Here is a 25,913-nt window from a genome sequence, read left to right on the forward strand (position 1 = left end):
TTCTGCTATATAGTAGTTCTCAAAAAAGTGACGTATGCCCAATGCCCTGTTTGGCCGATGCCCTGTTTGCCCGATGATAATATGAGAGACAGTTTTTTGAGAGATTTGGGATTGAAAATACTTTGCCTCAGTAACGGCCACGGAGAAGATGCGATCGCCCTTCGCATCTTGCGAGAACTGCAACAGCACCCGCATCCCCCAGAAATAGCCGTGTTTCCGCTAGTGGGCGAAGGGCAAGCTTTCGCTCAACTAGAAAACGCCTGCATCATCGGCCCGGTGCAGCGGATGCCTTCGGGTGGCTTTATCTACATGGACGGAAGGGAATTTTTGCGCGATGTCAAAGGCGGGTTGCTTCAGTTGACCCTAGCTCAGTTTAAAGCTATCCGCGCTTGGGTGCGATCGCCACAACAGTCTGGAAATCACAAGCCAGCAATCTTAGCTTGCGGAGATATTGTACCGCTGCTGTTTGCTTGGCTGGGCGCCGCGCCCTATGCCTTTGTCGGCACGGCCAAGTCGGAGTATCACGTGCGGGACGAGCAGGGGCCTCTGGCTGGCAAATCCCGCCCGTGGGCTTGGAAGATTTGGTCGCGATCGGTTTATTTCCCTTGGGAGCGCTGGTTGATGACTAGAAAGCTCTGTAAAGCCGTTTTTGTCCGGGACGCCCTCACCGCCGAGACTTTAGAAAAGCTGGGAATTCCCGCCTACAATCTCGGCAATCCCATGATGGACGGACTCGAACCGGAAAACCCCGCCCGTTTTTACGGCCCTGATGCAGAGTTTCGGGAAATGGAGCGATCGCTCGTCATCACCTTACTGCCCGGTTCCCGAGCGCCGGAAGCCTATGCTAATTGGCTGCTAATAGTAGAGGCTGTAGCCGGAATTTTGTCTCTGTTTGGCGATCGCAAATTGTTATTTTTCGGAGCTATTTCTCCCGAGTTAAACTTAGAAGCTTTGCGACCTAGTTTAGAATTTTTCGGCTGGCGTCAAGACGGCGAAACTAAAACCCAGCGGCGAGAAGGCAGTATTTTGCGACCTCCTGTTTCTAGCGCTCAAGAAATTAGGAAAGAATCTCCTAATTTGCTATTGCCCTTGACTTTTGTGCAAAGAAAAGCCACGATGATTTTAACTCAGCAAAGTTTTAACGATTGTTTGTACCAAGCCGATTTAGCGATCGCAATGGCCGGAACCGCTACAGAACAATTTGTCGGTTTAGGAAAACCGGCGATCGCCATTCCCGGAAGCGGCCCGCAATTTACTCCCGCTTTTGCCGAAGCTCAAAGTCGCCTCTTAGGCCCCTCATTAATTTTAGTCAAACATCCCGCCGAAGTTGCCGGCACCATCCAGTCTTTGCTTCGCGATCCCGACAGGTTGCAGCTAATCGCTGAAAATGGCTGGCGCCGCATGGGAGAAGGCGGTGCATCAGCCAGAATTGCCGAGTGTTTAATTCAACGGTTCGGCGAATCCAACAATTCTTAATTGTCTGGAATACACTAGGAATACAACAATATTGTCTCCCTACTCAATATCTTTAATTGCACTTTATTGAAAAAATATTGTTCGCTAATTACTAACTTCCGTCGTTCGTAGTGAGGACTTCAGTCCTCCGATTGGATGCGGACTCGCAGGGAGCATCTCATTTTGGTAAAAAGCATTTTTTCTTTGAGTGCGAGCTTAAGAGCTCGCGAGTATAATACCCGCGAGCTCTTAAGCTCGCACTACAAATGCAAAACTGAGATGCTCCGGGAGCATCGGGAGCATCTCAGTTTTGTAAAAAGCATTTTTTTTATTGTAGTGCGAGCTTAAGAGCTCGCGTATTGTACAATACGCGAGCTCTTAAGCTCGCACTGTTGTAAATGCAAAACTGAGATGCTCCCAGCGTACCTACCAATACTGCACTCGCAGACAATTTCAATTCGCCGTTTCTTCCGAAGATAAAACCCAGAAATCAGCCTAAGAAATTTTAAAATCCGACTTCACCAACACACCCGGTTCTCGCTGCATAGGAAGCACATCTAAAGTATCTAATTGCGCGCAATATTTTAAATCTTCAATCACACCCAAACCCAGGAGGCGCTGGCCGTGACTGGCTTTTTCCAACAATTCATGCAGCCGATCTTGCCAGTGCAGATAAAGAGCGATCGCCCCAAACACTTCATCGTTACCAGCAAAATCGATCGCAGGAATACCGCTTTCTGCTAAAAGACTTTGGGCGATCGCACCAGCACACACCGTATCCTCCAACGAATAACTCCCTTCCCAACCAGAACCCACAATCCAAATACTTTCCGGCTTTTTGCTTAACAGAAACTGCACCACAGATTTGCGGTTGTTCAAAGCCGCCGTCAACACCGTAGCAGCATCTTGCACTCGTTGCAGAGCCCGAGTACCGTTAGTTGTGCTGATAAAAATTCGCTTTCCAGTCACCTTTTCTGGCGGGCAGTCCAGCGGCGAATTCCCCATGTCAAAACCGTCAACTTTCGCGCCACCGCGCTCTCCGGCGCGAATCCGCTTGTCTCCAGGCCATTTTTCGCTCTCGGCCATCAGCTTATCTAAGTCGCTGAAAACTTGCACAGCTTCCGCCCCATTATTCAAGGCCGTCGCCATCGTCGTAGTCGCCCGCAGTACATCAACTGCGATCGCGCAAGCCGGCATCTTGTCTGCTGGCGTAAGTTCCGGGGTATGGTAAATAAAAAGCTTCACTTTTGGGGCTACCTGCAATAAATCCTCATACGTAATAATAATAGAATTTGTACCCTGAGCGTAGTCGAAGGGCTTTCTTCCTTCTTCCTTCTTCCTTCACCGAATAGCCGGGTTTGAAGCCCTTACTCATGAAGGCAGATTGTGATAAAAACGGAGTTTAAATCTCCGTTCTTATCAATTCGCTGTCAACTGTCAACTGTCAACTGTCAACTGTTTAACCATATGTCAAAACAGCTCAATTCAAATCCCGCCCCCGCAGCCATTACCGCTCCCCTTGGACTTTTGGTAGGTTTCACCTATCCTTTTCGAGCTTTCACGCTGATTTTGCAAACTCCCAAGCTGTGGACTTATGTATTAATTCCCGTCGTCCTAAATTTTTTAATTGGTATCGGTCTTTATTTAAGCTTGCTATTTCCTAGTTTGGCAGGCATAGACGTTTTAGTTGCCGATTTGTCAGTCAAATTTAATGATTTAATTGCGAGTTTGCCAGCTTGGCTGAGCTTTCTTGGCGTCTTAACAATCGGTTTCGGCTGGCTGCTGCGCGTACTTTTGGTTTCAGGACTTTTGTTAATAATCGGGTTTTTATTAGTCCAGTTTGGCGTGATTTTAGGTTCGCCCTGGTACGGCAAATTATCCGAACAATTGGAACTTCTGCGGAACGGTCAATTGCCTGCAGAAGCACCAATGAACTTGGCGAGTATTTTTCGGGATCTACAAATGGCGATCGGCTTTGAAATCCGAAAACTACAACTTTTGTTCAGCATCGGGATACCGCTCCTGCTGCTGAATTTTCTCCCCGGCCCCGGCTCTATTCTTAGCAGTTTAGGAGGCGTAGCTTTGGGCGCGACTATTGTCTGTTTGGACTTTTTAAATGCACCTTTGGAGCGTCGGAAGCTACCTTTTCAGGATAAATTTGAGATAATTCGGGCGAGTTTGCCGGCTAGCGGGAGTTTTGGTTTGGTTTGTTTGGGTTTGGTGAGCATTCCCCTGTTGAATCTGTTGGCGATTCCGCTGTGCGTGACGGCGGGGACTTTGTTTTTTTGCGATCGCATTTGGCCCGCCCGCTTCGCCACAGAAGAAACCAACAGCCCGACCGAATCTAACATAACAACTTAGGATCGCAAATTAAATAATTTACACTCTTGAAAGTGGGATGGGCGTCCCGCCCGTCCTTTCTGGACGGGCGGGACGCCCATCCCACAAGAACAATAAAGATTGTAAGTTATTTAATTCTCATTCCTTAAAAACTAGCGAGATGCTTCTACTTTCTGCCGAATGCCTTCTACCTTCCGCTGACTCTGGGAGTTAGAACTCAGAAACGGGCTTAAAAAAATCCAACTAACGAAAAAGAAGGAAGCTGTAAATAGCTGGACAATATCGATCGCGGACAGATATCCGTCAGACAATAGTGCAATACTTCTATCTGTCAGCCCGAATATCCAAGACAGAATCCCAAACAGCCAAATGCCTTTTTGGAGCATTGGCAAAAATGCTGAAACTTCGGAGTTTTGCTGCTTGTTCATTGATTTAGCCCTTGTTTGCGAAGAATCTGGTTAACCGAGCACCCCAAGGGCTTAAGGATTTTTGGTCTCCTCGGATTCCCTTTGTTATCTATATGTTAAGAAATGTTTCCCAATATTGCAATTTGCCCCTGGAGGTATTTGCACATCTATCTCAGGAGGTAGTCGCAGCGTGAAAAATAGGTAAACTTTGCTACACTTTTGCAGGAAGCGCGATCGACCTCTCACCACGAGTCCGCTCTTGGCATTAGTGCCACTCCTTGATATAGTGAGTGATAACTTTTTCGATTTTCGATTTTCGCTTTTTGCATAGAAAATCAAAAAGTTGGAAATGACTTACTATGTATGGGTTTAAAGCTTGCCAACAGTTGCATTATTTTAGGAAAATGGTGTCACAACTTAGGTAAAAAACTCTGAGACGCAGAAACTGGGTTTTTTCACAAAAATCCCACCAGACAACGCGAGGGATATCGGTTGAAAAACCGATGAAAAACCAAAGTAATCAACCCGCTGTCCGTTAGACTTATCAAAGACCGAAATCAAAAGAATATGTTATTTAACAGTATTGAATTTCTAGTATTTTTTGCAATTGTTTTCACCATATATTATTTCCCTCCCTTACAAAAACTGCAAGTTCCCATCCTCATAATTGCCAGCTTCATATTTTACAGTTGGAACGCTCCCGCACTGCTGTCAATCCTGCTCCTCTCAATTGCGATCAACGCTACAGCCAGCTTTCAAATTGCCAGAATTTCAGACAAGAAACAGCGTTTTTTTTGGGCCTTATTAGGAGTAGTTCTGAATGTATTAATTTTGAGCTTGTTTAAATACGCCGGTTTGCTCACTAACTTTGTTGCAGATGTTTTTAATATTGCTCGAACCGAAGGCAGTATTGCTTATTTATTCTTAAAATTACCTCTGCCAATCGGTATTTCTTTCTACACCTTTGAAGGCATAAGTTTAGTGGTAGATGTACTGAGTCAAAAAGATAAAAGCGAAAGCGAAACAGAATCCCACGCTTACGTATCACCCAAATTTAGCCAACACCTGCTCAATACTTCATTTTTTATTAGCTTTTTTCCCAATTTACTCTCAGGCCCTATTTTAAAATCCAAGACATTCTATCCCCAGATTGAGCCTAAATATTTAAAAGACATTTCTTTCAATTTCATTTTTAGATCGCTCACAGTCGGCTACTTCCTAAAAATGGTCGTCGCCGACAACTTAAAAGACTATACCTTCTGGATCAGCTTTCCCTACTACCAAGGATTTGGAACTATTACCAACCTGACGCTGCTGTTCGGCTACTCAATCCAAATCTTTGCCGATTTTGCCGGTTACTCCTTAATTGCGATCGGTTTAGCAGCGGCTTTGGGCTACGCAATTCCCGACAACTTCAACTTTCCCTACATCTCCCGTTCCCTCTCCGAATTCTGGAGAAGGTGGCACATTTCCCTATCAACTTGGCTCAGAGATTATCTATACTTTCCCCTAGGAGGAAACCGTAAAGGAAAAATCAGAACTTATCTTAACTTAATGACAGTAATGACTTTAGGCGGATTGTGGCACGGTGCTGCTTGGAGTTATGCAGTTTGGGGCATTTATCACGGATTTGGTTTAGCAGTAGAACGCTTTTTTGGGTTCGACAAATCCAAAAATAAATCCCCAGAACCCAATTCAGCAGAAACCAAACCAATCTGGCAGCAATTATTATTTGACAGCGTTAGCGTTGTAGGAATTTTCTCTTTTGTTTCCTTCGGATGGCTGCTTTTCAAACTCCCACGATTTGAAGAAGCAGTTGACTTCGTAGTTACTTTAGTTCGCAACTATAAAGTCAAGCCTGGTTGGACTCACATTATTCCGACGCTAACTTTTTCCCTACCAGTAGTAATTTATCACATTCCTCATTTTCCCACTTGGCAAAATCTGATGAAACATGATTCACTTAAAAAAAATCAAAAATTCTGGAGTATTTATCAAGATGTAGCTTTAGGAATTATGCTAGCAATGATATTCCTCAACAGTGGCAGCTCGAAACAATTTATTTATTTCCAATTCTAGAAGGTGTTCAATGTTTATAAAATACAAGTTGCGATCTATTCTGCGCCCGGTACTAATTTTCCTGTTTGTAATAAGTTTTTATCAAGTTCTCGTCAGTGGCGGAGTGTTGCCAGCTTCTGACGGAGTTAGCCTGATTCAAAATAATATTGTCAAAGCTCAAAGGTATGTATATGATGATTCCGATCTGAAAATTGTCATGGTGGGTAGTTCTCTATCTGCCAACCTTCATGTTACAGACATTGGAAAGGGCGTAAAGAGCATAGCTTTGGGGGGAGGATCGAGCCAGACGGGTTTAGAAATAGTTAAAAAAAGTAATAGCAACCCTCCGATTATTTTGGTAGAAATTAACGATACTATTAGTCGCACAATAGATAGGGATTTAGTTGAATCTTTGTACAATCCTGTTTTTTATTGGATGCGCCAGTATTTGCCAATACTGAGAGAAGAATATCGTCCAGTTAGTATTTTTATACATTCGTTAAAAAAACGCTCTAAACAAAATCAAAAAGCAACAAAAGAGGCACTAGATAGCGGAGAGGCTCGCAATCTTACTCCGGAATTATCGCAAAAAGCTATCCAAACAACAGTTGACATTCAAAGCCAACCTTTGTCTAAAAAAGATGCAGAAGATATCAAAAAAGAAGCTGCTGTAATTAGAGCTCAAATCGCTGAAATCAATAAAAATAGCGGGGCAAAAATAATTTTATTTGACATTCCTCAAGAGTCGCGAGTTGACGCTGCAATCAGGAGAAAACAAGTCCGAGAATTGACTAAAAAGCTGTTTCCGTCCGATCGCTTTGAGTGGTTGCCCCCCCCGCCCCCGCGAGAATGGCGCACCAATGACGGCATTCACTTGATCCGCAGCGATGCTAGGGATTTTGCCAAGTTTTTGAGTCATAAATTGTTGGGCTAGTCAGGGCGGGGACTCTTGGCATGGCCCCTCCAAAGGAAAGGTTGTCATTCTATTTGAAGTATGTCATACTACAAATGTCTGTGATGTCAGCTTAAAAATCGTAAGGTTTGCAGCCAGGACTTCAGTCCTCAAAGCCCTAAAAGCCACACGAGAAAGAGTTTGACGATCGCCCTGCAACCATACTCGACGTGACTTCAGCATCAATAATTTAGAACTATGGCACGATTAAATCAGATTATCGCGATCGAGAAAGGCATCAAAAGCTGATCGATCCAAGAACTAGCAGAAGCCCAAAAAGCCCTCCAGAAGCCCGCCGTGCTTTCGGGAATCTCCCGCACGTACCGCCCCAAAGACGAAGAAGGCGAACAACTGCCGCCCGAGTCCAAAAAAGTCGAAGTCAAAGCCGAAGAGATTATCCGCAAAACAACAGAAGTTTTGACCAAACTCTTCGACGTAACCGCAACCAAAGACTGGACAAATTGCAGAGCCCGTGCCGACGTAACTGTAGACGGAAACGTGCTTTTGAGCCAAGTGCCAGTCAGCTATTTACTATTCATTGAAAAGCAACTGTCAGAGTTGCAAGCATTTATCAAAAAACTTCCTGTTTTAGATGCTTCCGAGACTTGGAACTTCGATGCTTCGGCGGACTGTTGGGCAACAGAACCGGTGCAAACTCTCAAGACTTTTAAAACTCCCCGCAATCACGTTAAAGCTGAAGCTACGGAACACCATCCGGCTCAAGTGGATGTCTATTACGAAGATATTACGATCGGCTACTGGCGCACTGTCAAGTTTTCTGGAGCTTTACCAGCGCAGCGGATCAATGAGTTGCTGCAAAGGGTGGAAATATTGCAGAAAGCTGTGATGTTTTCCCGCGAAGAAGCTAACAATTCTGAAGTTGAAGAACAGAGAGTAGGAGAGCGAATTTTTCAATTTATTTTCCGCTAATAGCTTGCTTTTTTGATAGTTATGGTTTAAGATATAAACAGAGTACAAGTTCAATCTCAAACTTCAACTTAAACCGTACAACTGTGACAGTACAGGTTCGACTCCTGTCCCTTCAACCTAATAATGAGGGGTAGCCCAAATTGGCAGAGGCAGCGTTGCGTACAAATTCAATAGCAAGTTATTACTCTAAACTCAGCATTCACCGCCGATCGCCAAAACGAATGTCAGGAACAATCAGGTCATCGAGGTTGCTGGTTCAATTCCAGCCTCCCCAACCAAACACTGGGGAGTAGCTCAATCGGTAGAGCGCGATGATATTAATCTTAAATCCTTGACTTAAATGTGGTAGCGTGTAAAATGGCCGGTAATAGAAACCCAGTAGTAAGGTCAGAACTACTGGGTTTCGCGCTAATAATTGAATCAATCCGTTAAATCCGTCAGTCCAGGACGCATCAAGACAGATGAGTTACTGTATCAATCCTCAATGCGAACAACGGGAAAATACTGCTGCTACTCAAAATTGTCAGGCTTGTGGCACGGCTTTACTAATTGCCGATCGCTATCGTATCATCAAGCCAGTGCGATCGCCCAATCCCGCACGCCCCACAGACATCTTTGAAGTCCAAGATTGGGGAACCGGGGACAATGAATGGGGAACACTCAAGGTGTTAAAAGTCTTGAAACATACACACAATCCCGATTTACTTCGTTTGTTTCAACAAGAAGCGCGGGCATTAATTTGGCTAGCGGGAAAGGGAAGAGTTCCCCAAGTCGAACCAGACGGTTATTTCCAGCTTAAATTCCCCCATAACTCGCAGCAATTGTCTTGTTTGGTGATGGAAAAAATTATTGGCGAAAACTTGGCAGAATTTCTAACTAAACATCAGTACATTTCTCAAACATTAGCTGTTGATTGGCTGCAACAAATGCTCTATATTTTGGAGGCAATTCACAAATATCATTTAGTGCATCGGGATATTAAGCCATCCAACCTGATGCTTGCAGCCGATGGGAAATTGAGATTAATTGACTTTGGGGCTGCAACAGAAGCAGGGATTGATACAACGCCTGTAGGTTCTGCTGGATACTCTGCGCCCGAACAAATTGCAGGTAAAGCTGAAGTGCGATCCTCTTCGAGGGCTTCGCTAACGGACTTTTTCGCTTTGGGCCGTACTTTTGTACATTTATTAACGGGTTTGCAGCCGATCGACTTTCCCGTCAATGTAAAAACTGGTAAAATAAATTGGAGAAATCAAGCTGTAGGCGTTGACGAGTTGTTCGTAAGCTTGATCGACCAATTGATGGAACCGCTACCCGAAAACCGACCTGAAAATACCCAAGTTATTTTAGAAAAACTCAAAAATATTAACCTTTTGATTACCGACGCAGAACCGAAGTAACAATCACCGTGATCGTGGCACTAGCAATCAGAGTAAAAGCAAGCTGCACAACCCATTGAGTCGCTTGCTGGTAGTTGGAAAATCGATCGTTGAACTTCTCGACATCAGTCGCTAGGTTGTCAACACGAGTTGATAGGTGGTCAACACGGGTTGATAGGCTGTCTAATTTTTCGATTACATCTGTCAGTGTTGGTTCGGTGGATGGTGTGTCAATCATCTCTGGTTTCTCAACTCAATAATTCTATGATACCAGATCGGAATTGCCGAGCGTAAAAAATAGTAAGGTGCGCCCCATCTACAATCTGCAAATTTCATCGAACATTTCATAGTGACGCACCCTACAAGTTGATACAACACAGTATAGTCTTTCGATTACCTGCACAGAACCAATGCCCAATTCCCAATGCCCAATTCCCAATGCCCAATTCCCAATTCCCAATTCCCAATTCCCAATTCCCAATTCCCAATTCTCAATGCCCAATGCCCAATTCCCAATTCCCAATTCCCAATTCCCAATTCCCAATTCCCAATTCCCAATTCCCAATTCCCAATTCCCAATTCCCAATTCCCAATTCCCAGTTTTCACCGCCTTTTTCAAATAAATTCTCGCCTTATCCACCTGCTTTTCCCCGATCAAATGCCGTCCCCAGCGCTGATAGGCGATCGCCTGCCACTGTCGCACCTCCCGATCTTCGGGCATCCGCTGGGCCAAACCCTCAATTAGGGCGATCGCCCGCGGGAACCTCTGATATTTCAGCAACTGTTGCAGTTCAAAATAAGCATCTTTTTTTAACTTGTCTTCCGCCGCCGACAGATCCTGCTTATCTTCAGTGGGTTGCTGTTTCCGAGTCACCTTAACTGCTTGCGGTTGAGCTTTCACCGCCTCCGCTGGCGCTGTCGGAGTCGGCGGTACAGTTGAATTGGCAACTTTCGATTCCGCAACATCGGCGGGTGCAATATTCACCAGGAACTTATAAGCCTCAGTAATAGCAATAAACTTATTCTTAGCCTGTTCGTTTCCCGGATTCACATCCGGGTGATACTGTCTGGCTAACTTTCGATAAGAGGCCTTAACTTGCGATAAACTCGCACCAGATCTTAGCCCTAACTGTCGGTAATAATCTGCAATATCCATTTAGCATGAATCAAGTTTTCTAATACCATTAAATATGGCAGAATCCTTAAATGTAAAGATTCTGCCAAAATTTACCGCGAACTATGGTAGTGCGAGGGTTGCCCGCACTACTACACTATCAAAACCACTTACCAGAAAGAATTGGTTTAAAGCCTCTCCCTTAAGCGGGAGAAATTAAAACAAGACTATTCATTACTCAAATCCTCGGACTTGCAGGTCAACTGTCAACTGTCAACTGTCAACTGTCAAGGACGATCTTCTACCACTTTGTCGATCAAGCCGTATTCCTTGGCTTCCTCGGCGGACATGAAATAGTCGCGATCCATGTCTTTCTCGATTTTCTCGATCGGCTTTCCGGTATTTTTAGCATAGATACCGTTGAGTTGGTGGCGCAAGCGCAGAATCTCCTTCGCCTCAATCTGAATATCCGTTGCTTGTCCCCGCGCGCCCCCAGAAGGCTGGTGAATCATGATCCGCGAGTGAGGCAAAGCCAACCGTTTCCCCTTCGTACCAGCAGCCAGCAGGAAAGAACCCATCGAAGCAGCCAAGCCCACACAAATCGTCACCACGTCGGATTTAATGTGCTGCATGGTATCAAAAATAGCCATGCCTGCCGACACCATCCCCCCGGGGGAATTGATGTACAAAATAATATCTTTGCCCGAATCTTCCGAATCGAGATACAGCATCACCGCGATGATTTGATTGGCAATTTCATCGTCAATGTCCTTGCCCAAGAAAATAATCCGTTCCCGGTAAAGGCGATCGTAGATATTAATCCACTGAGTATCATAACCACCCGGCATTTTGTAGGGAACTTTTGGCACACCTATAGGCATAATTCGGAACTCCGTTTAGTTGGTAATTGGTAATTGGGAATTGGGAATTGGGAATTGGGAATCGGTAATTGGGAATCGGTAATTGGGAATTGTTAGTCATAAAAAAACTATTGAATAACTAATTCAGGGTAGAAACTACTAGCCATTAACCCTTAATTTTTACTCATGCCACATTCCCCATTCCCCATTCCCCATTCCCCATTCCCCATTCCCAGTTATACGACGGCCGCAGAAAGGGCTTTCGGCAATTCTTCCGAACTTTCAAGAACGCGATCGATCAAACCGTATTCTTTCGCTTCATAGGGCGTCAGGTACAGCAACCGATCCATATCTTTAGTAATTTTGTCGATCGGTTGGCCAGTACAGCTTGCAAAAATATCGAGCATCGTCGCCTTATTTGCCAGCACTTCCTTCGCCCGAATTTGAATGTCGCTGGCTTGACCTCGCGTGTAAGCCTTGGGTTGGTGCAATACAATCGAAGCGTGGGGCAAACTCGCCCGAAAGCCCTTTGTACCAGCCGCTAACAGCATCGCAGCCATGCCCATTGCCGAACCGAGACAAATAGTCTGCACGGGCGGCTTAATGTACCTGATCGTGTCGCAGATAGCGAAGGCTTCGGTTTCAAAGCCGACGGGTTCGCCACTGTAACCAGAAGTGCCGGTCGAGTTGATATAGATTTTGATCGGCTTATCCGGGTCTTCGTACTGCAAGAACAGCAGTTCAGCGATAATCAGTTCTGTTACCGCAGGCACCAGAGGCATACCCAGATAAACGATCCGCTCCTTCAGCAACAGGGAAGGTAAATCGGGAGGGGGAGTTCGAGAGTTGCCCTCTCCGTAGTATTGCGATTGCACGGCTTTAATGGGTGTGTTCATGTTTGTTTTTGCCTGGGGACACCCACCATACTTCGGCTACGGCTCGCTTGAGCTAAGTCGAAGGGCTCAGCACAAGTATCTGTACTCAGCTTGGTGGGACGAAGAAAGGAGGGCAGAGTGTGTGCCTTTCCTCAAAAGAATGGGGTTGTTGACAACCGAAATGTTGCCTGAACTCATGGAGTTATTCTTAAAGAAATAGTAACGCAATCTTTAGGTATCCCGCATGAAAGTTAGTTTGCTCCCGGTCTTGAACGACCCCAACCTTGATGCTGCTGCGCCATCAACCCAGCGCCAGCTAGCCGTTTCAGTGTCGGCGACGGCAAGCGCGATCGACTCCAGCGTACCTTTAAACCTGTGCCTGATTCTCGATCACAGCGGCTCGATGGGCGGACGCCCCTTGGAAACCGTCAAACAAGCCGCCGGACGGTTGCTGGACAGGTTAAAACCTGGGGATCGCTTTTGTGCGGTGGCTTTCGATCACAAAGCCAAAGTTCTCGTCCCCAATCAAGTTGTGGGAGATCCCGCCAGCATTAAACGGCAAATCGAGCAATTGCGCCCCGCTGGCGGCACAGCAATTGATGAAGGGATTAAGTTAGGTATTGAAGAGTTGGGGAAAGGCAAAAAAGAAGCAATATCTCAGGCGTTTCTGCTGACTGACGGCGAAAACGAACACGGCGACAATAACCGCTGTTTGAAGTTGGCGAAACTGGCCGCTGAGTACAACATGACTTTAAATTCTCTGGGATTTGGGGATAACTGGAACCAGGATATTTTGGAAAAGATTGCTGATGCTGGCGGCGGTGCTCTGGCTCATATTCAGCGGCCGGAAGATGCGGTTGATGAGTTTGGCAAGTTGTTTACTCGCATCCAAGGTGTAGGTTTGACTAATGCTTATTTGCTATTTTCGCTGATGCCAAAAGTGCGGTTAGCCGAACTAAAACCGATCGCGCAAGTTGCCCCGGATACAATCGAATTACCGGTGCAGCAGGATGGCGATCGCTTTATGGTGCGTTTGGGAGATTTAATGAAGGATGTAGAGCGAGTAGTTTTGGCTAATATTTATATTGGACAGTTGCCGGAAGGTACGCAGGCGATCGGGCAATTGCAAATTCGCTACGACGATCCGAGTGTCGGCGAAGGTTTGCTCTCCGATCCAGTTGCAATTTCTACTAATGTTCTGAAAGTTTATCAGCCAGCACTTAACCCGATGGTGCAGCAGCACATTTTAGCTTTGGCTAAGTACCGCCAAACTCAACTCGCAGAAACTAGGTTACAACAGGGCGATCGCGCTGGTGCGGCCACGATGCTACAAACGGCTGCTAAAACTGCTCTGCAAATGGGCGATAAAAGTGCCGCAACTGTGCTGCAAACCTCTGCTACTCGTTTGCAGTCTGGTGCAGAATTGACGGAAGCCGATCGCAAGAAAACCCGTATTGCTTCTAAAACTGTATTGAAGTAATATTATTTTCGCTTAATTGCGATCGGCAGCATTGTTCGTAGTAAGGAATGCAAGTCCTAATTTACTAAAAGCCTTAGAGAGGACTAAAGTCCTTACTACGAACCGGTTTATAATGTTTGTACCACCTATCGAGAGTGCTTGTATGAGCCAGACAATATCTGATAAAGTACGCTGGACTACCGCCGATTTAGAACTCTTACCCGATAACGGCGATCGTTATGAACTTATTGATGGAGAGTTATTTGTGACTAGAGCACCGCATTGGGGTCATCAACAGACTTGTGGCAGATTTTTCTCTGTGCTTGATACTTGGTCGATGTCTGCTGGTTTAGGACGAGCAGCAATCAATCCAGGGCTGATTTTCACAGAGGCCGATAACGTCATTCCTGATGTAGTTTGGGCGAGCAATGAACGCTTGGCCCTCTTGCTAGACGAAGCCGGACATTTAACTGGTGCTCCTGAGTTAGTTGTTGAAGTATTATCTGCTGGTACAGATAATGAAAGAAGGGATAGAGATTTGAAACTCCGACTTTATTCAGTGCGGGGAGTACAAGAATACTGGATTGCTAATTGGCGGTTGCAGCAAATAGAGGTTTATCGCAGGGAACAAGCAAGTTTAAGATTAGTTGCTACGCTGTTGAGAAACGATCAACTTACTTCACCTTTGTTACCTGGTTTTAGTTGCTCTGTAGCTCAGGTTTTTGCTTAGACTTATGAAATATTTGTACAGAGCGATCGCACTTTGCGGATTTGTTACCGTTTTGGGTGGCATATCCCCTGCCATTTCTATTCAACCCTCACCAATACTCATCGTTCAAAATTCGGCTGAAGACTTATTTAACAGCGGTTTAGCCAAGTCAGAGGCTGGAGATATCCCAGGGGCGATCGCCGATTACACCGCAGCCATCCGCCTCAACCCCAACTACGCCAAAGCTTACAACAAACGCGGCATCATTCACGGCCGCTATCTCAAGGACTATCCAGCAGCCAAAGCCGACTTCGATCGCGCCATTGAAATTAACCCGAAGTATGCCGATGCTTACTACAACCGTGCGAAAGTCCGCTATTTATTAAAAGACAAACCGGGCGCGATCGCTGACTATCAAAAAGCCGCCGATTTTTATCAAAAAGACGGCAAGACAGAAGATTATCAAGATGCAATAAAACACCTGCACAGGCTGCTATTATAAATGTTTTGGGAAACAGGGTATAATATAACCACAGCTTTAAAATTTTCAAATTATGACCTTAAGCAAAAGTTACAACTACGCCTCCCATGAAGACTATTTAGAAGGGGAAAAATTTAGCCCGATCAAACACGAATACAGACAAGGAGAAATCTACGCAATGGCGGGAGCAAGCGATGCCCATGAAACAATTTGCATCAACCTCGTCAACTTGCTCACAAGTCACGTTAGAGGTAGAGGTTGCCGCATCTACGCAGGAAACATGAAAGCCAGAATAGAAGAGGCAGATGTATTTTACTATCCCGACATCATGGTTACTTGCGATGAAAGAGATAGAAGCCTTCAATACTTCAAACGCTACCCGCGCTTAATCGTAGAAGTTTTATCTCCCACAACAGCAGCATTCGATCGCGGAAATAAATTTGCCGACTACCGCACCGTAGAAACTTTGCAAGAATACGTAGTGATTAATCAAGAAAGAATCGGTGTAGAATGTTATCGGCGCAATGCAGAAGGGCGCTGGGAACTTTACCCTTACGGTGTTGGCGAAGAAGTTCGCTTGGCTAGCGTAGACTTTCAATGCCCGATCGCACAAATTTATGAAGATGTTTTAGAAATCGGTTAAAATAGTCGATCGCACAAACACCAAACATTCATCTGCGTCCATCTGCGGTTGAACACTCCAAATTCACCCCGTCAAAAAATGTCTGCAACTTCCACCGTCACCGTCAGCGTACCCGCCACAACTGCCAACCTCGGCCCAGGTTTTGACTGCATCGGCGCCGCTTTAAGCCTCTACAACTCCTTCCAATTCTCTCTCCTCGAACCCCCAGCAACCGAGAAATTGCAAATTACAGTTACGGGTGCGGAAGCAGCCAAAGTCAAGACAGACGACAGCAATCTCGCTTACCAAGCCTTTGTCAAGTTATACGAATACCTCCGTCAATCCCCCCCACCAGTGGCGATACATATAGATATGCAAGTACCGCTGGCGAGGGGTTTGGGGAGCTCCGCTACCGCTATTGTCGGCGGGTTAGTTGGTGCAAATGAATTAGCTGGAAAGCCTTTGAGTCAGGTTGATGTGATGCAATTGGCGATCGAACTTGAAGGACATCCCGACAACGTTGTCCCCGCTTTACTGGGAGGATGTCGCCTCGCTGCTAGCAATACACCCCCCCAACCCCCCCTTAGTAAGGGGGGGCTAAGAGAACAACTCCCCCTTAGCGAAGCGGGGCTAAGAGAATCACCCCCCCTTAGCAAGGGGGGGCAGGGGGGGGGTTCCTGGCAAATTTGCGACATTCCGTGGCATCCCGATCTCGTGCCCGTGGTAGCCATTCCCGATTTTGAACTTTCCACAGCCGAAGCGCGACGAGTTTTGCCCGCAGATTACAGCAGGGCTGATGCGATTTTTAATGCCGCGCACCTGGGTTTGTTGGTGCGGGCTTTGGCTACGGGCGATCGCAATTGGCTGCGTTGCGCCCTCCAAGACAAGATTCACCAGCCTTACCGGCGATCGCTGATTCAGGGATATGAAGCTGTGCAAAAAGCTGCGTTGAATGCAGGGGCTTATGGAATGGTGATTAGCGGTGCGGGGCCGACGCTTTTGGCTTTAACGGATGTTACTAATGTTGATGCGGTTGTGAGGGAAATGGCGGCTGCTTGGATGGAATTTGGGGTGAAGGCTGATGTGCGGGCGATCGCGATCGATAGCCAAGGATCGCAAATCTCGACTTCAATAAGTTAGTTTGACAAAAATCTATTGTGCGATATCGAAAGAATTTTATTACTTCCTTTGGTTCAAAGAGCGATTTTTTGCGGGTATAGATCCGCTTCACGCAGTTTTTTTCAAGCCTACATTCCAAACTCTTTACTGTCACGAGCTGTTGTTTCGTATTTCGATCGCCAACCGTATCATAAACTTTTTAGCGATCGGGCGATCGAACTACCAACTGAAAATCAGTAGTTTCAGGATGCAAAGTAGAAACTATATGGACGGCAGCCAGACTAGTAACATATTTAGAAAAAGTCACAGGAATTAAATTGAGTGGTTCCCAAATATCTAGGATGCTACATAAAAAAAATACGTTTACATTTGGGCTAAATATAGTTTAGAGGACAAACAAAATCCCCTTGAAAGAGAAATATTTAAACAGAAGCTATCAGAGTATTTAAGAATAACTAAACAAACGCCAGAGCTTTTACAGGTATGGTTTTGGGATGAGAGTGGATTTAGTTGGCGAGTGATAAGAAGAAAAAATCGGGGCAAAAAAAGTAGTCAAAAAAAATTACAGATCAAAGGAGAAGAGGCAGAGTAAATATTATGGGTGGGTTGAGATATCATGACAAAAAAAGGTTAAATTTTGTGATAAAAAGCGAAAGAATATATAGCACATCGACTGTTTAAGTCAGTAGAAGAATTGTCGGAATTGCTACATAGATTATTAAATGAAGGAGAAATGGTTATTAAATGGGATCGAAAAATCAAAAATAAAGGCAATGCTATTTTATCCGGTTTAGCTGCGTAGCAGCTTATCACTAATTATTTTTCACTTCCTCCCAGCCTTTGATTGCTCCAGTAATAAATGCCCCTGCTGGATTATCGATAGCTTTTTCAAGCGCTGCTAGACTACCTTCTTTAACAGCATTGATAATTTTTTGTTTCATTGGTGGGTTACTCTCAATGTGTTTAACCACTTCCGTTGCCACTACCATATCTCTTGCTGGTATATCGCTAGGATAACTTGTTTCTAGCTGTTTGAGTAATGCTTGAATTTCCATTGCTGCTTGTACTAAGCTTTGGGGCTTTCCTGCGGCGTAGTAATTTCCCTGAATGTAACTACCTTGAATATTTCGGTTGAAATTACCGCCACCTGTGTTAACAGTCCAATTTTCATTGTTACTCATCTTATCTCCTTCGTTGTGATAAATTTCTACATTCAATCTAGGAAATTGACTCTGAGAAAATGAATGATCGGGATTGTCTTTTGTAGTTTTTTTGGGTTCTAGCCTCTCTTTATAAATTTTATCCAAAAAGGTAATTGCAGTCAAACGAACGTCTGGACTAGCATCTATCACAGCGACTATACCGAGGATCAGAATTATAAAATTGTTTTCTGATTGATACATAGACCCTCTTAGAAGAGTTACAGGGAGCGGATTTTGACTGCCACATCTATCCCTTTTTTGTCAAACTGAAGTGAAACATCGATCTTGCGTTGGATGTATCCTTGCAAAATCGTTGATTTTTCCTATAATGACAAAAGAGGAATATGTAACAATCCGTTCGATGGCCCATTGTTCTAGCAAAACTCTTGACTTCCGGAAAATTTTTCAGTTCATAATCTGAAACCCTTGATTTTCCGTTTTACATTGGGATCAATACGCGGCTTGAGGGTAGTACGCACCTAAAAAGTATGAGATTTAAAGCGTTTGAGGGACTTCTTCACCATCTTGAGAGGGCTGGGGATGGAGACTTGCAAAGATCACCTTAGTTATCGTAGTAAAGTTCTCCTAATCCAATTACAGCTTTGATACGAACGGCAGGGTCTTCATTCTCCAAGTCTTGCAATAACTCGATTAACTCTGGTTCTTTGGGAGGTTGATCTTGCCAGAGCTGGTTGATAAATTCTTTAATCCTTTTATTCTCGCTATTAAGGAAAATGTTCAAATGTTTGTTAGCTTCGTCTTCTTGGAAATTAAGAATCACTCCCGACTCTTTCATAAGTGTGGCAATGCTGAGGTTAATTTGACTTAATGGAACTGTTACATTGGATTGTTGAGCTATCTGTGCTTCACGAATACGGTTGAAGATTGTAGCAATTTTCGGTTCCATAACAGTATTAATTCTCCATAGTTTGACTAATAGTATTTACTTAAAAAACTATCTGTATCCGGTCTTTTCTCAAAGCAATTTTCTGTCGCATATCTGTAAATGAGCTCTAATTCCAACTTTAATTAGAGCCACAGCGCCACATCTTTCAGATGCGATCGCTCTCATAAGCTTGACAAAAAATACATTTTATGGTATAAACCCTCGATCGCCCTGGCCAAAAATTTTTTGTGTTTTTTTTGTAAAAGGCCTTAACAATTCTTAATTCAGCTAAATATAATGTGATTATGTGCCGCATAGGTATAAATCTCCACGATCGAACAAACAAGCAATACATTTCCCTGGTTGAGCGCCATCATTCTGCTCCCCATGCTGGCCTCCCTAGCAATTCCCCTCCTACCCCAGGGCTGTTTCATTCTTTGTAGGGGCAGCCCCCCCGTGGCTGCCCCGATAGCTGAAACACCCATTCGATCGTTGGTGGTGGGGTAGGCACGGGGCACTACCTACAAAATCCACATTTTTGCTGAGACAGAATCGTGTCTATCTGCGTAAATTTTTTGACTTTGCTTCAACAATTAATACACTTGTTTGCTACCTAATGGTATGTTGAATTCATTTATAATGTCTTCCTATCGGCGGTCGATCGGGTAAAATAGAATTAATTATCTCGCAATCCTGTTTCTTGTAAAAGTTCCTTTGCCCAAACCCGATTTTCTTCTAACAGGGACGGTACGGGATCTCGATCGTAATCGATCCGATAATCATAGCCGGCGCGATCGTAAATACCTGCGAACAATTCCGGTAAGTTAACAATAGGTTCTACATCCTCTTCGCGCAAGGGAAGCGGCAATACAGGTAGAGAATCGCGAAGATTAAAAGCATAAAGTTCGGCAAAAGGACGGCTATCGCTACGACTGACTAAAACTCGATAATCGCTTTGAATGGCACTGTCAAGTATCGGCATAGGTTCCCATTTTCGTAGCAAGTCGATTTCCACTAAATGGGTTAAGCTACCTAAAATACTCTGGCGTTTTTTTAGATAAGTAATTCGACCATCTCCACTGCGTTTGTTGACAGGAGAAAGGATTTCAATTGCCGTGACAACTTGTTTAGTTGCCATTTCTCGCACTTCCAGGTAAGTTTGTTTGATTTTTTCAGGAATAGGCACTTTGACCGTAGTAGGAAGCGCGATCGATACAGTAGCAACTGAACGGGTAGGAACATCGGGGGTATTAGATTGACGTTTAATCGCTACATTGGGGATACCAACTAAAAGCGAGTCGCCGTTACTGTCATTTGGATCGGTAATTTCATAGATGCGTTTGTCGATCGCGACTTCATATTTAGGGCTAATTTGAGGCATGATATAGCCTTTCTCAGAAATATGAGGTATGCCGAGGTATGCTGTAACCCTTACCGTGTCAAGCTTTTCATGGCAAAATTGGTCCGCGAACCTTTTAGAGAAAGGCTATAGTATCAGCGATCGCGACAATTAATCGATTGTGAGTTTCCTGCCAGAAATCAGGGTGTTCTAAGTAGGGGTCCATTCCTGGAAAGGGTGAGGGCATAGGACAGCATTCCAATGTATTGATTTTAAAATCATTTTAGCAGTGGGTTCGATTGACTGACCTCCATTAAATCCTTTATAGAATCCGTTGCCGAACTTCCTTCTGCTATACACCAAACCTAAATCGAGAAACCAACACTTTCTCGCTCTGCGCCAAGAGCGTCCTCTGCGCTAAATCAAAAATTTAGTGATTTTGAATACAATTCCCGACTCAACAGTCGATCGCACCCCTCAATTTTCCGTGGGGATCTAAAGTTCCCCTAAAGTTCCATGCCCGATCGCAAAACCCTCCCTAAAATAGAAGTTGCAGGACTATCGGTCTCATCGCCGATTCAGGAACACCTGAAAAATCCCAAACTAGCGAGCCACAAGACAGGGAGAACATCAAAATCATGGTAAACGCGCCGACAGGGGAAGCCCGCCTAGGCCAAACCGAGCAGGTACAAGCCTTAGACCGCGATTGCACGACTCTATCCCGTCACGTACTCCAGCAACTCCACAGCTTTAGTGCAGATGCTCAGGATCTGAGTGCGCTAATGAGTCGCATCGGGCTCGCGGCCAAGCTGATCGCAAGGCGACTCAGCAGAGCCGGGTTAATGGAAGATGCTTTAGGGTTTACAGGGGCTGTAAACGTGCAGGGAGAATCTGTCAAAAAGATGGATATCTATGCTAATGAAGTGTTTATCTCCGTATTCCAGCAAAGTGGACTTGTCTGCCGCTTGGCTTCCGAGGAAATGGAAAAACCCTATTACATTCCTGAAAATTGTCCGATCGGGCGTTACAGTCTGCTCTACGATCCCATAGACGGTTCTTCCAATCTTGACATCAATCTCAATGTCGGCTCCATATTCAGCATCCGCAAGCAAGAAGGGGATGATGCAGACGGTTCTGCTGCCGATTTGCTCCAACACGGGCACAAACAAATCGCAGCGGGCTACGTGCTCTACGGCCCTAGTACCATGCTGGTTTATTCGATCGGGCAAGGCGTTCATTCATTTACCCTCGACCCCAGTTTAGGCGAGTTTATTCTATCAACCGAAAACATCAAGATTCCAGATAACGGCCCGATCTACAGTGTCAATGAAGGTAGCTTTTGGCAGTGGGAAGAATCTTATCGGGATTACATTCGCTACGTACATCGAAATCAAGGCTACACTGCTCGGTACGGCGGGGCTTTGGTGGGAGATTTTCACCGGATTTTATTTCAGGGAGGCGTGTTTTTGTATCCCGGAACCGTGAAAAACCCCGATGGCAAATTGCGTTTACTCTACGAGTCTGCTCCTTTGGCGTTTTTGATGGAGCAAGCCGGAGGGCGCGCTAGTACGGGTATTCAAGACATCTTGGACGTGGTGCCGACTAAAATTCACGAGCGCACGCCTTTGATTATTGGCAGTAAAGAAAATGTAGCGTTGGTTGAGTCTTTTATTAAAGAGCGATCGCGCAATCCCATAACACTTGAGGAGTGAAGTTAGTTGACAGTTGACAGTTGACAGTTGACAGTTGACAGTTGACAGTTGTCAATTGATAGTTGTTAGTTGTTAGTTATTAGACCGAAGTTGGAAGATAGTAAGAGGAAAAAAGGAAGAAGGAAGAAAGTTTTCACTGCCCATTACCAATTACCCATTACCCATTACCAATTATCCAAGTTTAGGAGTTAAATCAATGACGGACCAGACAAAGAATCACCTGTTAGAAATCAAAGAAATTGGCCAGAGCATCTGGATGGACAATTTGACTCGCAATCTGATCGAGTCCGGCGAACTCAAGCAGATGATTGAAAGTCGGGGACTGCGGGGGATCACATCTAATCCGGCGATTTTCGAGAAGGCGATCGCGGGTAATGTGATTTACGATGCTGATATTGAAGCGGGCATCCGGGCTGGTAAATCTGTACTCGAAATTTACGAATCTCTGGTATTTGCAGATATCCGCAATGCTTGTGACATCTTCGCCCCAGTTTACGCAGAGTCCAAGGGTTTGGACGGTTACATCAGTATCGAAGTGCCACCGACGATCGCGAATGACACAGAAAGTACAATTAGCGAAGCCTTGCGCTATTATCAGGCGATCGGCAAACCAAATGTGATGATCAAGATTCCGGGAACTGCTCAAGGATTGCCGGCAGTGGAACGAGTCATCAGCGAGGGGATTAACGTTAACGTGACTTTGCTGTTCTCTGTTGACAGCTACGTCGAAACTTTCTGGGCGTACATTCGCGGTTTGGAAGCGCGGGCAGCTAAGGGTTTGGATGTGAGCAACATCGCTTCTGTTGCCAGTTTCTTCTTGAGCCGGATCGACATCAATATTGACGGCAAGATTGACGAGAAACTCAAAAACGTCACAGATATTTCCACCAAAGCCAAACTGGAAGCAGTGAAGGGGAAAATTGCGATCGCCAATGCCAAGGTAGCTTACCAGAAGTATAAAGAGATCGTCGCGAGCGATCGTTGGCAAGCATTAGCAGCAAAGGGAGCCGAAGTGCAGCGTTTGCTGTGGGCTTCCACCAGCACCAAAAACCCCAACTACAGCGATGTGATGTATGTGGATGAGCTAATCGGCCCCGACACGGTTAACACTTTGCCGCCGAACACCGTGGAAGCTTGTTTCGATCACTGCGATGTCGCGCCCCGGATTGAGAATAACGTTGCAGAAGCTTACAGCCTGATCGAAAGTCTCAAAGATCCCGACATCGACATCAACTTGGACAAAGTGATGGAAGACTTGCTCCTGGACGGGATCGAGAAATTCGTCAGCCCCTTCCAATCCCTGATGGATTCCTTGGAAGAGAAAGTTAAGAGGCTCGCACCCGTATAGTTCGCCGATTTGGTATCGGTAAGGGCAGAAACTCTCAGGAGTCTGAACACATAATCGTTTTGGCTCCTGAATCCTGATTAAATGCTCGTCCCCAATTATTGACGCGACTGAGATTATGGAAAATTTGTGTACGAACGTACACAATTCCCTTGTCAAAGAATATTTTGTGTACGAACGTACACAATTCCCTTGTCAAAGAATATCAAGTCCGCAAATTCCTGATTTTTCATACCTGACTGCTAAAGAAGTGTTATGTTAACTCCCCATACCATTCAACAAAGCGAGGAAGTCAACGCCCAACTGGATATCGCTGAACGGGCGAGGCTTCAACAACTCGAATCGATCGTAGAACAAGGACTTCATACTTTTTACGAAGTTGGCAAAGCCCTTGAGGAAATTCGGGAACAAAAACTGTACCGGGAAACCCACAAGAATTTTGAGGCTTATTGCCACGAAAAGTGGGGAATCACGAAACGAAGAGCTTATCAGTTCATTGACGCGGCTGAGATTATGGAAAATTTGTGTACGAACGTACACAATTCCCTTGTTAAAGAATATCAAATCCGCCCATTAAAGGGATTGCCCCCCGAGGTACAGCTAGAAATTTGGCAAGAAGCAGTAGAGTCATCGCCCAACGGGATTCCTACTGGTGCAGCAGTTCAGCGTTTGGTTGAACAGCGATTTCCATCGCTAGGAAGCGGGCGAACTCCCAAGGATACTGCTTCAGAATTGGAAAAATTGCGATCGGACAATCAACGCCTCAGACAGCAAATCCGAGAGCAAAACAGAGAGAGGGATCGGCGTGCTGCTGCTGTGGCGTTGGAAATGGAGCAACTTCGAGCCGAAAACAGGCAGCTAAAAGCTGAACTGCGACAACGAGATAAAGATTGGGAAGTTCGACTAGCTGCTGAAAGGGTTAAAATCCGGGCGGAAGTTATAGCGGAACTCAGAGAGGAAATCCGGGCGGAAGTCAAAGCCGAATATGAAGGGCAGATCAACTCTCTGACCCAGCAATTAGCAGAAATGACGGCAAATTATCATGCTGTACTGGCAAGATTAACAGCACTAGAACAAGGAAAATAAATGGTAACGATACTTGAAAATCCACTGCGGGTTGGTTTGCGAAAAGAACGGATGCCGGAACCGCAAATTCTGGTGATATTTGGAGCTTCCGGCGATCTCACCCAGCGCAAACTGGTACCAGCAATTTATCAGATGAAGCTCGATCGGCGTTTACCACCAGAAACTACCGTGGTGGGAGTCGCCCGTCGCCCTTGGAGTCACGATTACTTCCGAGAACAAATGCGGGAAGGCATCGAAGAATTTGGCGGCGGTATTAGCAATGAGGAATTGTGGCAAGATTTCGCCAAAGGTTTGTACTACTGTCCCGGCGACATTGATAACCCCGAAAGCTATCAAAAACTCAAAGCTTTCTTAGCCGAACTCGATGAAGAAAGGAGAACCCGCGGCAATCACATCTTTTATCTGTCCGTTTCTCCGAACTTTTTCCCAGAAGCAATTCGGCAACTGGGCGCAGCTCAAATGCTTGCCGATCCAATAAAACATCGCTTGGTAATTGAAAAACCCTTCGGCCGCGACTTGAGTTCGGCAAAAGCTCTCAACCGTGTGGTGCAGCAGGTTTGCCAAGAACAGCAAGTTTACCGGATCGACCACTATTTGGGTAAAGAAACGGTTCAAAATTTGATGGTGTTCCGGTTTGCGAACGCGATTTTTGAACCGCTGTGGAACAGGCAATTTGTGGATCACGTACAAATTACGGTTGCAGAAACTGTGGGCGTAGAAGACCGGGCCGGTTACTACGAATCCTCTGGGGCGTTGCGGGATATGCTGCAAAACCACTTGATGCAGATTTTCTGTCTGACGGCGATGGAACCGCCAAACTCCCTCGATGCTGACAGCATCCGCACCGAAAAGATGAAAGTTCTGCAAGCAACTCGCTTGGCGGATTTGAATAACTTAGAGTTTTCCGCGATTCGCGGTCAATATTCCGCAGGGTGGATGAAAGGCAAACCCGTGCCGGGTTATCACGAAGAACCGGGGGTTGCTCCCAACTCGACAACGCCGACTTTTGTGGCGATGAAGTTTATGATTGACAACTGGCGATGGCAGGGAGTGCCTTTCTACCTGCGGACTGGTAAGCGGTTGCCGAAAAAAGTTAGCGAAATTGCAATTCAGTTTCGGGAAGTGCCGCTGTTAATTTTTCAGTCGGCGGCCCAACAAACTACTCCTAACGTTTTGACGATGCGGGTGCATCCCAATGAGGGGATTTCGCTGAGGTTTGAGGCGAAAATGCCGGGGCCAGATTTGCGGACGCGGACGGTGGATATGGATTTTAGTTATGGTGCTTCGTTTGGGGTGACATCTTCGGATGCTTACGATCGCCTGTTGATTGATTGTATGCTGGGCGACCAAACTTTGTTTACCCGTTCTGATGAAGTGGAAGAAGCTTGGCGGGTGGTAACTCCGGCGCTGATGGCTTGGGAATCTTCCAACGACCAAAGTTTGGTTCCTAAATATGAAGCTGGTACTTGGGAACCGGCAGAAGCAGAATTAATGATTAACAGAGACGGCCGCAAGTGGCGACGACTTTAAAAGTCAATTGTCAGTTGTCAGTTGTCAGTTGTCAGTTGTCAGTTGTTAGTTGT

The 25,913-nt window shown here is 45.4% G+C and carries 24 protein-coding genes and 2 pseudogenes; 16 read left to right on the top strand and 10 right to left on the bottom strand.

The features are described from left to right. Window positions 1-81 precede the first annotated feature (81 nt). The gene (locus tag JGK11_RS10240; RefSeq protein WP_293174665.1) at window positions 82-1,476 is read left to right on the top strand and encodes a lipid-A-disaccharide synthase-related protein; all 1,395 of its coding nucleotides are present in this window, start codon (window positions 82-84) and stop codon (window positions 1,474-1,476) included. Window positions 1,477-1,950: 474 nt separating this feature from the next. On the opposite strand, the gene JGK11_RS10245 is transcribed toward JGK11_RS10240, so the two are convergent. After that, window positions 1,951-2,700, bottom strand: a complete 750-nt coding sequence (locus JGK11_RS10245) for a 2-phosphosulfolactate phosphatase family protein (RefSeq protein WP_293174662.1) — start codon at window positions 2,698-2,700, stop codon at window positions 1,951-1,953. 222 nt (window positions 2,701-2,922) lie between these two features. On the opposite strand from JGK11_RS10245, the gene JGK11_RS10250 reads away from it, so the two are divergent. Next, the gene (locus JGK11_RS10250; protein WP_293211483.1) at window positions 2,923-3,816 is read left to right on the top strand and encodes an EI24 domain-containing protein; all 894 of its coding nucleotides are present in this window, start codon (window positions 2,923-2,925) and stop codon (window positions 3,814-3,816) included. Between the two features lie 131 nt (window positions 3,817-3,947). Here JGK11_RS10250 and JGK11_RS10255 read toward each other — a convergent pair whose 3' ends face one another. After that, entirely contained in the window at window positions 3,948-4,223 is a 276-nt protein-coding gene (locus JGK11_RS10255; protein ID WP_293174656.1) for a hypothetical protein, read from the bottom strand. Window positions 4,224-4,769: 546 nt separating this feature from the next. On the opposite strand from JGK11_RS10255, the gene JGK11_RS10260 reads away from it, so the two are divergent. From JGK11_RS10260 to JGK11_RS10275, 4 genes are all read left to right on the top strand, one after another. Further along, window positions 4,770-6,281, top strand: a complete 1,512-nt coding sequence (locus JGK11_RS10260) for an MBOAT family O-acyltransferase (RefSeq protein WP_293195697.1) — start codon at window positions 4,770-4,772, stop codon at window positions 6,279-6,281. A 10-nt stretch (window positions 6,282-6,291) separates the two neighbouring features. Next, window positions 6,292-7,194 carry a hypothetical protein gene (locus JGK11_RS10265; RefSeq protein ID WP_293195695.1) on the top strand — a complete coding sequence of 301 codons (903 nt, stop codon included), beginning with the start codon at window positions 6,292-6,294 and terminating at the stop codon, window positions 7,192-7,194. A gap of 315 nt (window positions 7,195-7,509) precedes the next feature. Further along, window positions 7,510-8,142, top strand: coding sequence for a hypothetical protein (locus JGK11_RS10270; protein ID WP_293211485.1), 633 nt, complete (start codon window positions 7,510-7,512; stop codon window positions 8,140-8,142). 461 nt (window positions 8,143-8,603) lie between these two features. Next, complete coding sequence (locus JGK11_RS10275; RefSeq protein WP_293204630.1) at window positions 8,604-9,542, top strand: serine/threonine-protein kinase; 939 nt, start codon at window positions 8,604-8,606, stop codon at window positions 9,540-9,542. Here JGK11_RS10275 and JGK11_RS10280 read toward each other — a convergent pair. The 4 genes from JGK11_RS10280 to JGK11_RS10295 form a co-directional block, all read right to left on the bottom strand. Then, on the bottom strand, window positions 9,520-9,759 hold the full coding sequence (locus JGK11_RS10280) for a hypothetical protein (protein ID WP_293174641.1): 240 nt from the start codon (window positions 9,757-9,759) through the stop codon (window positions 9,520-9,522). The two genes, JGK11_RS10275 and JGK11_RS10280, sit on opposite strands and share 23 nt — an antisense overlap. A gap of 78 nt (window positions 9,760-9,837) precedes the next feature. Next, window positions 9,838-10,677 (bottom strand): J domain-containing protein, encoded by an 840-nt coding sequence (locus JGK11_RS10285; RefSeq protein ID WP_293211487.1) that lies wholly within the window; start codon window positions 10,675-10,677, stop codon window positions 9,838-9,840. Between the two features lie 245 nt (window positions 10,678-10,922). Next, window positions 10,923-11,516 (bottom strand): ATP-dependent Clp protease proteolytic subunit, encoded by a 594-nt coding sequence (locus JGK11_RS10290; RefSeq protein WP_293211490.1) that lies wholly within the window; start codon window positions 11,514-11,516, stop codon window positions 10,923-10,925. Window positions 11,517-11,731: 215 nt separating this feature from the next. Next, entirely contained in the window at window positions 11,732-12,391 is a 660-nt protein-coding gene (locus JGK11_RS10295; RefSeq protein WP_293174629.1) for an ATP-dependent Clp protease proteolytic subunit, read from the bottom strand. Window positions 12,392-12,614: 223 nt separating this feature from the next. On the opposite strand from JGK11_RS10295, the gene JGK11_RS10300 reads away from it, so the two are divergent. The 6 genes and pseudogenes from JGK11_RS10300 to JGK11_RS10325 all read left to right on the top strand — a co-directional run. Further along, window positions 12,615-13,850 carry a VWA domain-containing protein gene (locus tag JGK11_RS10300; RefSeq protein WP_293174626.1) on the top strand — a complete coding sequence of 412 codons (1,236 nt, stop codon included), beginning with the start codon at window positions 12,615-12,617 and terminating at the stop codon, window positions 13,848-13,850. Between the two features lie 142 nt (window positions 13,851-13,992). Next, complete coding sequence (locus JGK11_RS10305) at window positions 13,993-14,559, top strand: Uma2 family endonuclease (protein ID WP_293211492.1); 567 nt, start codon at window positions 13,993-13,995, stop codon at window positions 14,557-14,559. 4 nt (window positions 14,560-14,563) lie between these two features. Then, window positions 14,564-15,040, top strand: coding sequence for a tetratricopeptide repeat protein (locus tag JGK11_RS10310; protein ID WP_293211494.1), 477 nt, complete (start codon window positions 14,564-14,566; stop codon window positions 15,038-15,040). 52 nt (window positions 15,041-15,092) lie between these two features. Then, window positions 15,093-15,662 (top strand): Uma2 family endonuclease, encoded by a 570-nt coding sequence (locus JGK11_RS10315; RefSeq protein ID WP_293211496.1) that lies wholly within the window; start codon window positions 15,093-15,095, stop codon window positions 15,660-15,662. A gap of 78 nt (window positions 15,663-15,740) precedes the next feature. Next, the gene (gene thrB / locus JGK11_RS10320; RefSeq protein WP_293211498.1) at window positions 15,741-16,781 is read left to right on the top strand and encodes a homoserine kinase; all 1,041 of its coding nucleotides are present in this window, start codon (window positions 15,741-15,743) and stop codon (window positions 16,779-16,781) included. A 202-nt stretch (window positions 16,782-16,983) separates the two neighbouring features. Beyond that, window positions 16,984-17,562 (top strand): annotated as a pseudogene (locus JGK11_RS10325) (winged helix-turn-helix domain-containing protein); the annotation flags it as partial. A 10-nt stretch (window positions 17,563-17,572) separates the two neighbouring features. On the opposite strand, the gene JGK11_RS10330 reads toward JGK11_RS10325, so the two are convergent. The 4 genes and pseudogenes from JGK11_RS10330 to JGK11_RS10345 all read right to left on the bottom strand — a co-directional run. Beyond that, on the bottom strand, window positions 17,573-18,163 hold the full coding sequence (locus JGK11_RS10330) for a hypothetical protein (RefSeq protein ID WP_293211500.1): 591 nt from the start codon (window positions 18,161-18,163) through the stop codon (window positions 17,573-17,575). Between the two features lie 361 nt (window positions 18,164-18,524). Continuing rightward, window positions 18,525-18,869, bottom strand: coding sequence for a 30S ribosomal protein S8 (gene rpsH / locus JGK11_RS10335; protein ID WP_293211502.1), 345 nt, complete (start codon window positions 18,867-18,869; stop codon window positions 18,525-18,527). A gap of 655 nt (window positions 18,870-19,524) precedes the next feature. Further along, the gene (locus JGK11_RS10340; RefSeq protein WP_293211505.1) at window positions 19,525-20,229 is read right to left on the bottom strand and encodes a DUF4058 family protein; all 705 of its coding nucleotides are present in this window, start codon (window positions 20,227-20,229) and stop codon (window positions 19,525-19,527) included. Between the two features lie 106 nt (window positions 20,230-20,335). Next, window positions 20,336-20,434, bottom strand: a pseudogene (locus JGK11_RS10345) (DUF4058 family protein); the annotation flags it as partial. Between the two features lie 391 nt (window positions 20,435-20,825). Here JGK11_RS10345 and fbp point away from each other — a divergent pair. The 4 genes from fbp to zwf all read left to right on the top strand — a co-directional run bounded on the left by fbp (window position 20,826) and on the right by zwf (window position 25,860). Further along, on the top strand, window positions 20,826-21,899 hold the full coding sequence (gene fbp / locus JGK11_RS10350; RefSeq protein ID WP_293204605.1) for a class 1 fructose-bisphosphatase: 1,074 nt from the start codon (window positions 20,826-20,828) through the stop codon (window positions 21,897-21,899). A 196-nt stretch (window positions 21,900-22,095) separates the two neighbouring features. Then, window positions 22,096-23,247, top strand: coding sequence for a transaldolase (gene tal, locus JGK11_RS10355; protein ID WP_293174590.1), 1,152 nt, complete (start codon window positions 22,096-22,098; stop codon window positions 23,245-23,247). Between the two features lie 252 nt (window positions 23,248-23,499). Further along, window positions 23,500-24,330: a hypothetical protein gene (locus tag JGK11_RS10360; RefSeq protein WP_293195681.1), complete on the top strand. Its 831-nt coding sequence runs from the start codon at window positions 23,500-23,502 to the stop codon at window positions 24,328-24,330. Next, the gene (gene zwf, locus JGK11_RS10365) at window positions 24,331-25,860 is read left to right on the top strand and encodes a glucose-6-phosphate dehydrogenase (protein WP_293189723.1); all 1,530 of its coding nucleotides are present in this window, start codon (window positions 24,331-24,333) and stop codon (window positions 25,858-25,860) included. It abuts the gene before it with no gap. Window positions 25,861-25,913 lie beyond the last annotated feature (53 nt).

This window comes from Microcoleus sp. PH2017_34_RAT_O_A (assembly GCF_020737885.1).
Lineage (GTDB): Bacteria > Cyanobacteriota > Cyanobacteriia > Cyanobacteriales > Microcoleaceae > Microcoleus.

Excerpts from the sequence above, each read along its gene's own strand:
- JGK11_RS10240 (WP_293174665.1), top strand. The coding sequence starts at position 82 with ATGAGAGACAGTTTTTTGAGAGATTTGGGATTGAAAATACTTTGCCTC.
- JGK11_RS10250 (WP_293211483.1), top strand. The coding sequence starts at position 2,923 with ATGTCAAAACAGCTCAATTCAAATCCCGCCCCCGCAGCCATTACCGCT.
- JGK11_RS10255 (WP_293174656.1), bottom strand. The coding sequence starts at position 4,223 with ATGAACAAGCAGCAAAACTCCGAAGTTTCAGCATTTTTGCCAATGCTC.
- JGK11_RS10260 (WP_293195697.1), top strand. The coding sequence starts at position 4,770 with ATGTTATTTAACAGTATTGAATTTCTAGTATTTTTTGCAATTGTTTTC.
- JGK11_RS10265 (WP_293195695.1), top strand. The coding sequence starts at position 6,292 with ATGTTTATAAAATACAAGTTGCGATCTATTCTGCGCCCGGTACTAATT.
- JGK11_RS10275 (WP_293204630.1), top strand. The coding sequence starts at position 8,604 with ATGAGTTACTGTATCAATCCTCAATGCGAACAACGGGAAAATACTGCT.
- JGK11_RS10280 (WP_293174641.1), bottom strand. The coding sequence starts at position 9,759 with ATGATTGACACACCATCCACCGAACCAACACTGACAGATGTAATCGAA.
- JGK11_RS10285 (WP_293211487.1), bottom strand. The coding sequence starts at position 10,677 with ATGGATATTGCAGATTATTACCGACAGTTAGGGCTAAGATCTGGTGCG.
- JGK11_RS10290 (WP_293211490.1), bottom strand. The coding sequence starts at position 11,516 with ATGCCTATAGGTGTGCCAAAAGTTCCCTACAAAATGCCGGGTGGTTAT.
- JGK11_RS10295 (WP_293174629.1), bottom strand. The coding sequence starts at position 12,391 with ATGAACACACCCATTAAAGCCGTGCAATCGCAATACTACGGAGAGGGC.
- JGK11_RS10300 (WP_293174626.1), top strand. The coding sequence starts at position 12,615 with ATGAAAGTTAGTTTGCTCCCGGTCTTGAACGACCCCAACCTTGATGCT.
- JGK11_RS10305 (WP_293211492.1), top strand. The coding sequence starts at position 13,993 with ATGAGCCAGACAATATCTGATAAAGTACGCTGGACTACCGCCGATTTA.
- JGK11_RS10310 (WP_293211494.1), top strand. The coding sequence starts at position 14,564 with ATGAAATATTTGTACAGAGCGATCGCACTTTGCGGATTTGTTACCGTT.
- JGK11_RS10315 (WP_293211496.1), top strand. The coding sequence starts at position 15,093 with ATGACCTTAAGCAAAAGTTACAACTACGCCTCCCATGAAGACTATTTA.
- thrB (WP_293211498.1), top strand. The coding sequence starts at position 15,741 with ATGTCTGCAACTTCCACCGTCACCGTCAGCGTACCCGCCACAACTGCC.
- JGK11_RS10330 (WP_293211500.1), bottom strand. The coding sequence starts at position 18,163 with ATGTATCAATCAGAAAACAATTTTATAATTCTGATCCTCGGTATAGTC.
- rpsH (WP_293211502.1), bottom strand. The coding sequence starts at position 18,869 with ATGGAACCGAAAATTGCTACAATCTTCAACCGTATTCGTGAAGCACAG.
- JGK11_RS10340 (WP_293211505.1), bottom strand. The coding sequence starts at position 20,229 with ATGCCTCAAATTAGCCCTAAATATGAAGTCGCGATCGACAAACGCATC.
- fbp (WP_293204605.1), top strand. The coding sequence starts at position 20,826 with ATGGTAAACGCGCCGACAGGGGAAGCCCGCCTAGGCCAAACCGAGCAG.
- tal (WP_293174590.1), top strand. The coding sequence starts at position 22,096 with ATGACGGACCAGACAAAGAATCACCTGTTAGAAATCAAAGAAATTGGC.
- JGK11_RS10360 (WP_293195681.1), top strand. The coding sequence starts at position 23,500 with ATGTTAACTCCCCATACCATTCAACAAAGCGAGGAAGTCAACGCCCAA.
- zwf (WP_293189723.1), top strand. The coding sequence starts at position 24,331 with ATGGTAACGATACTTGAAAATCCACTGCGGGTTGGTTTGCGAAAAGAA.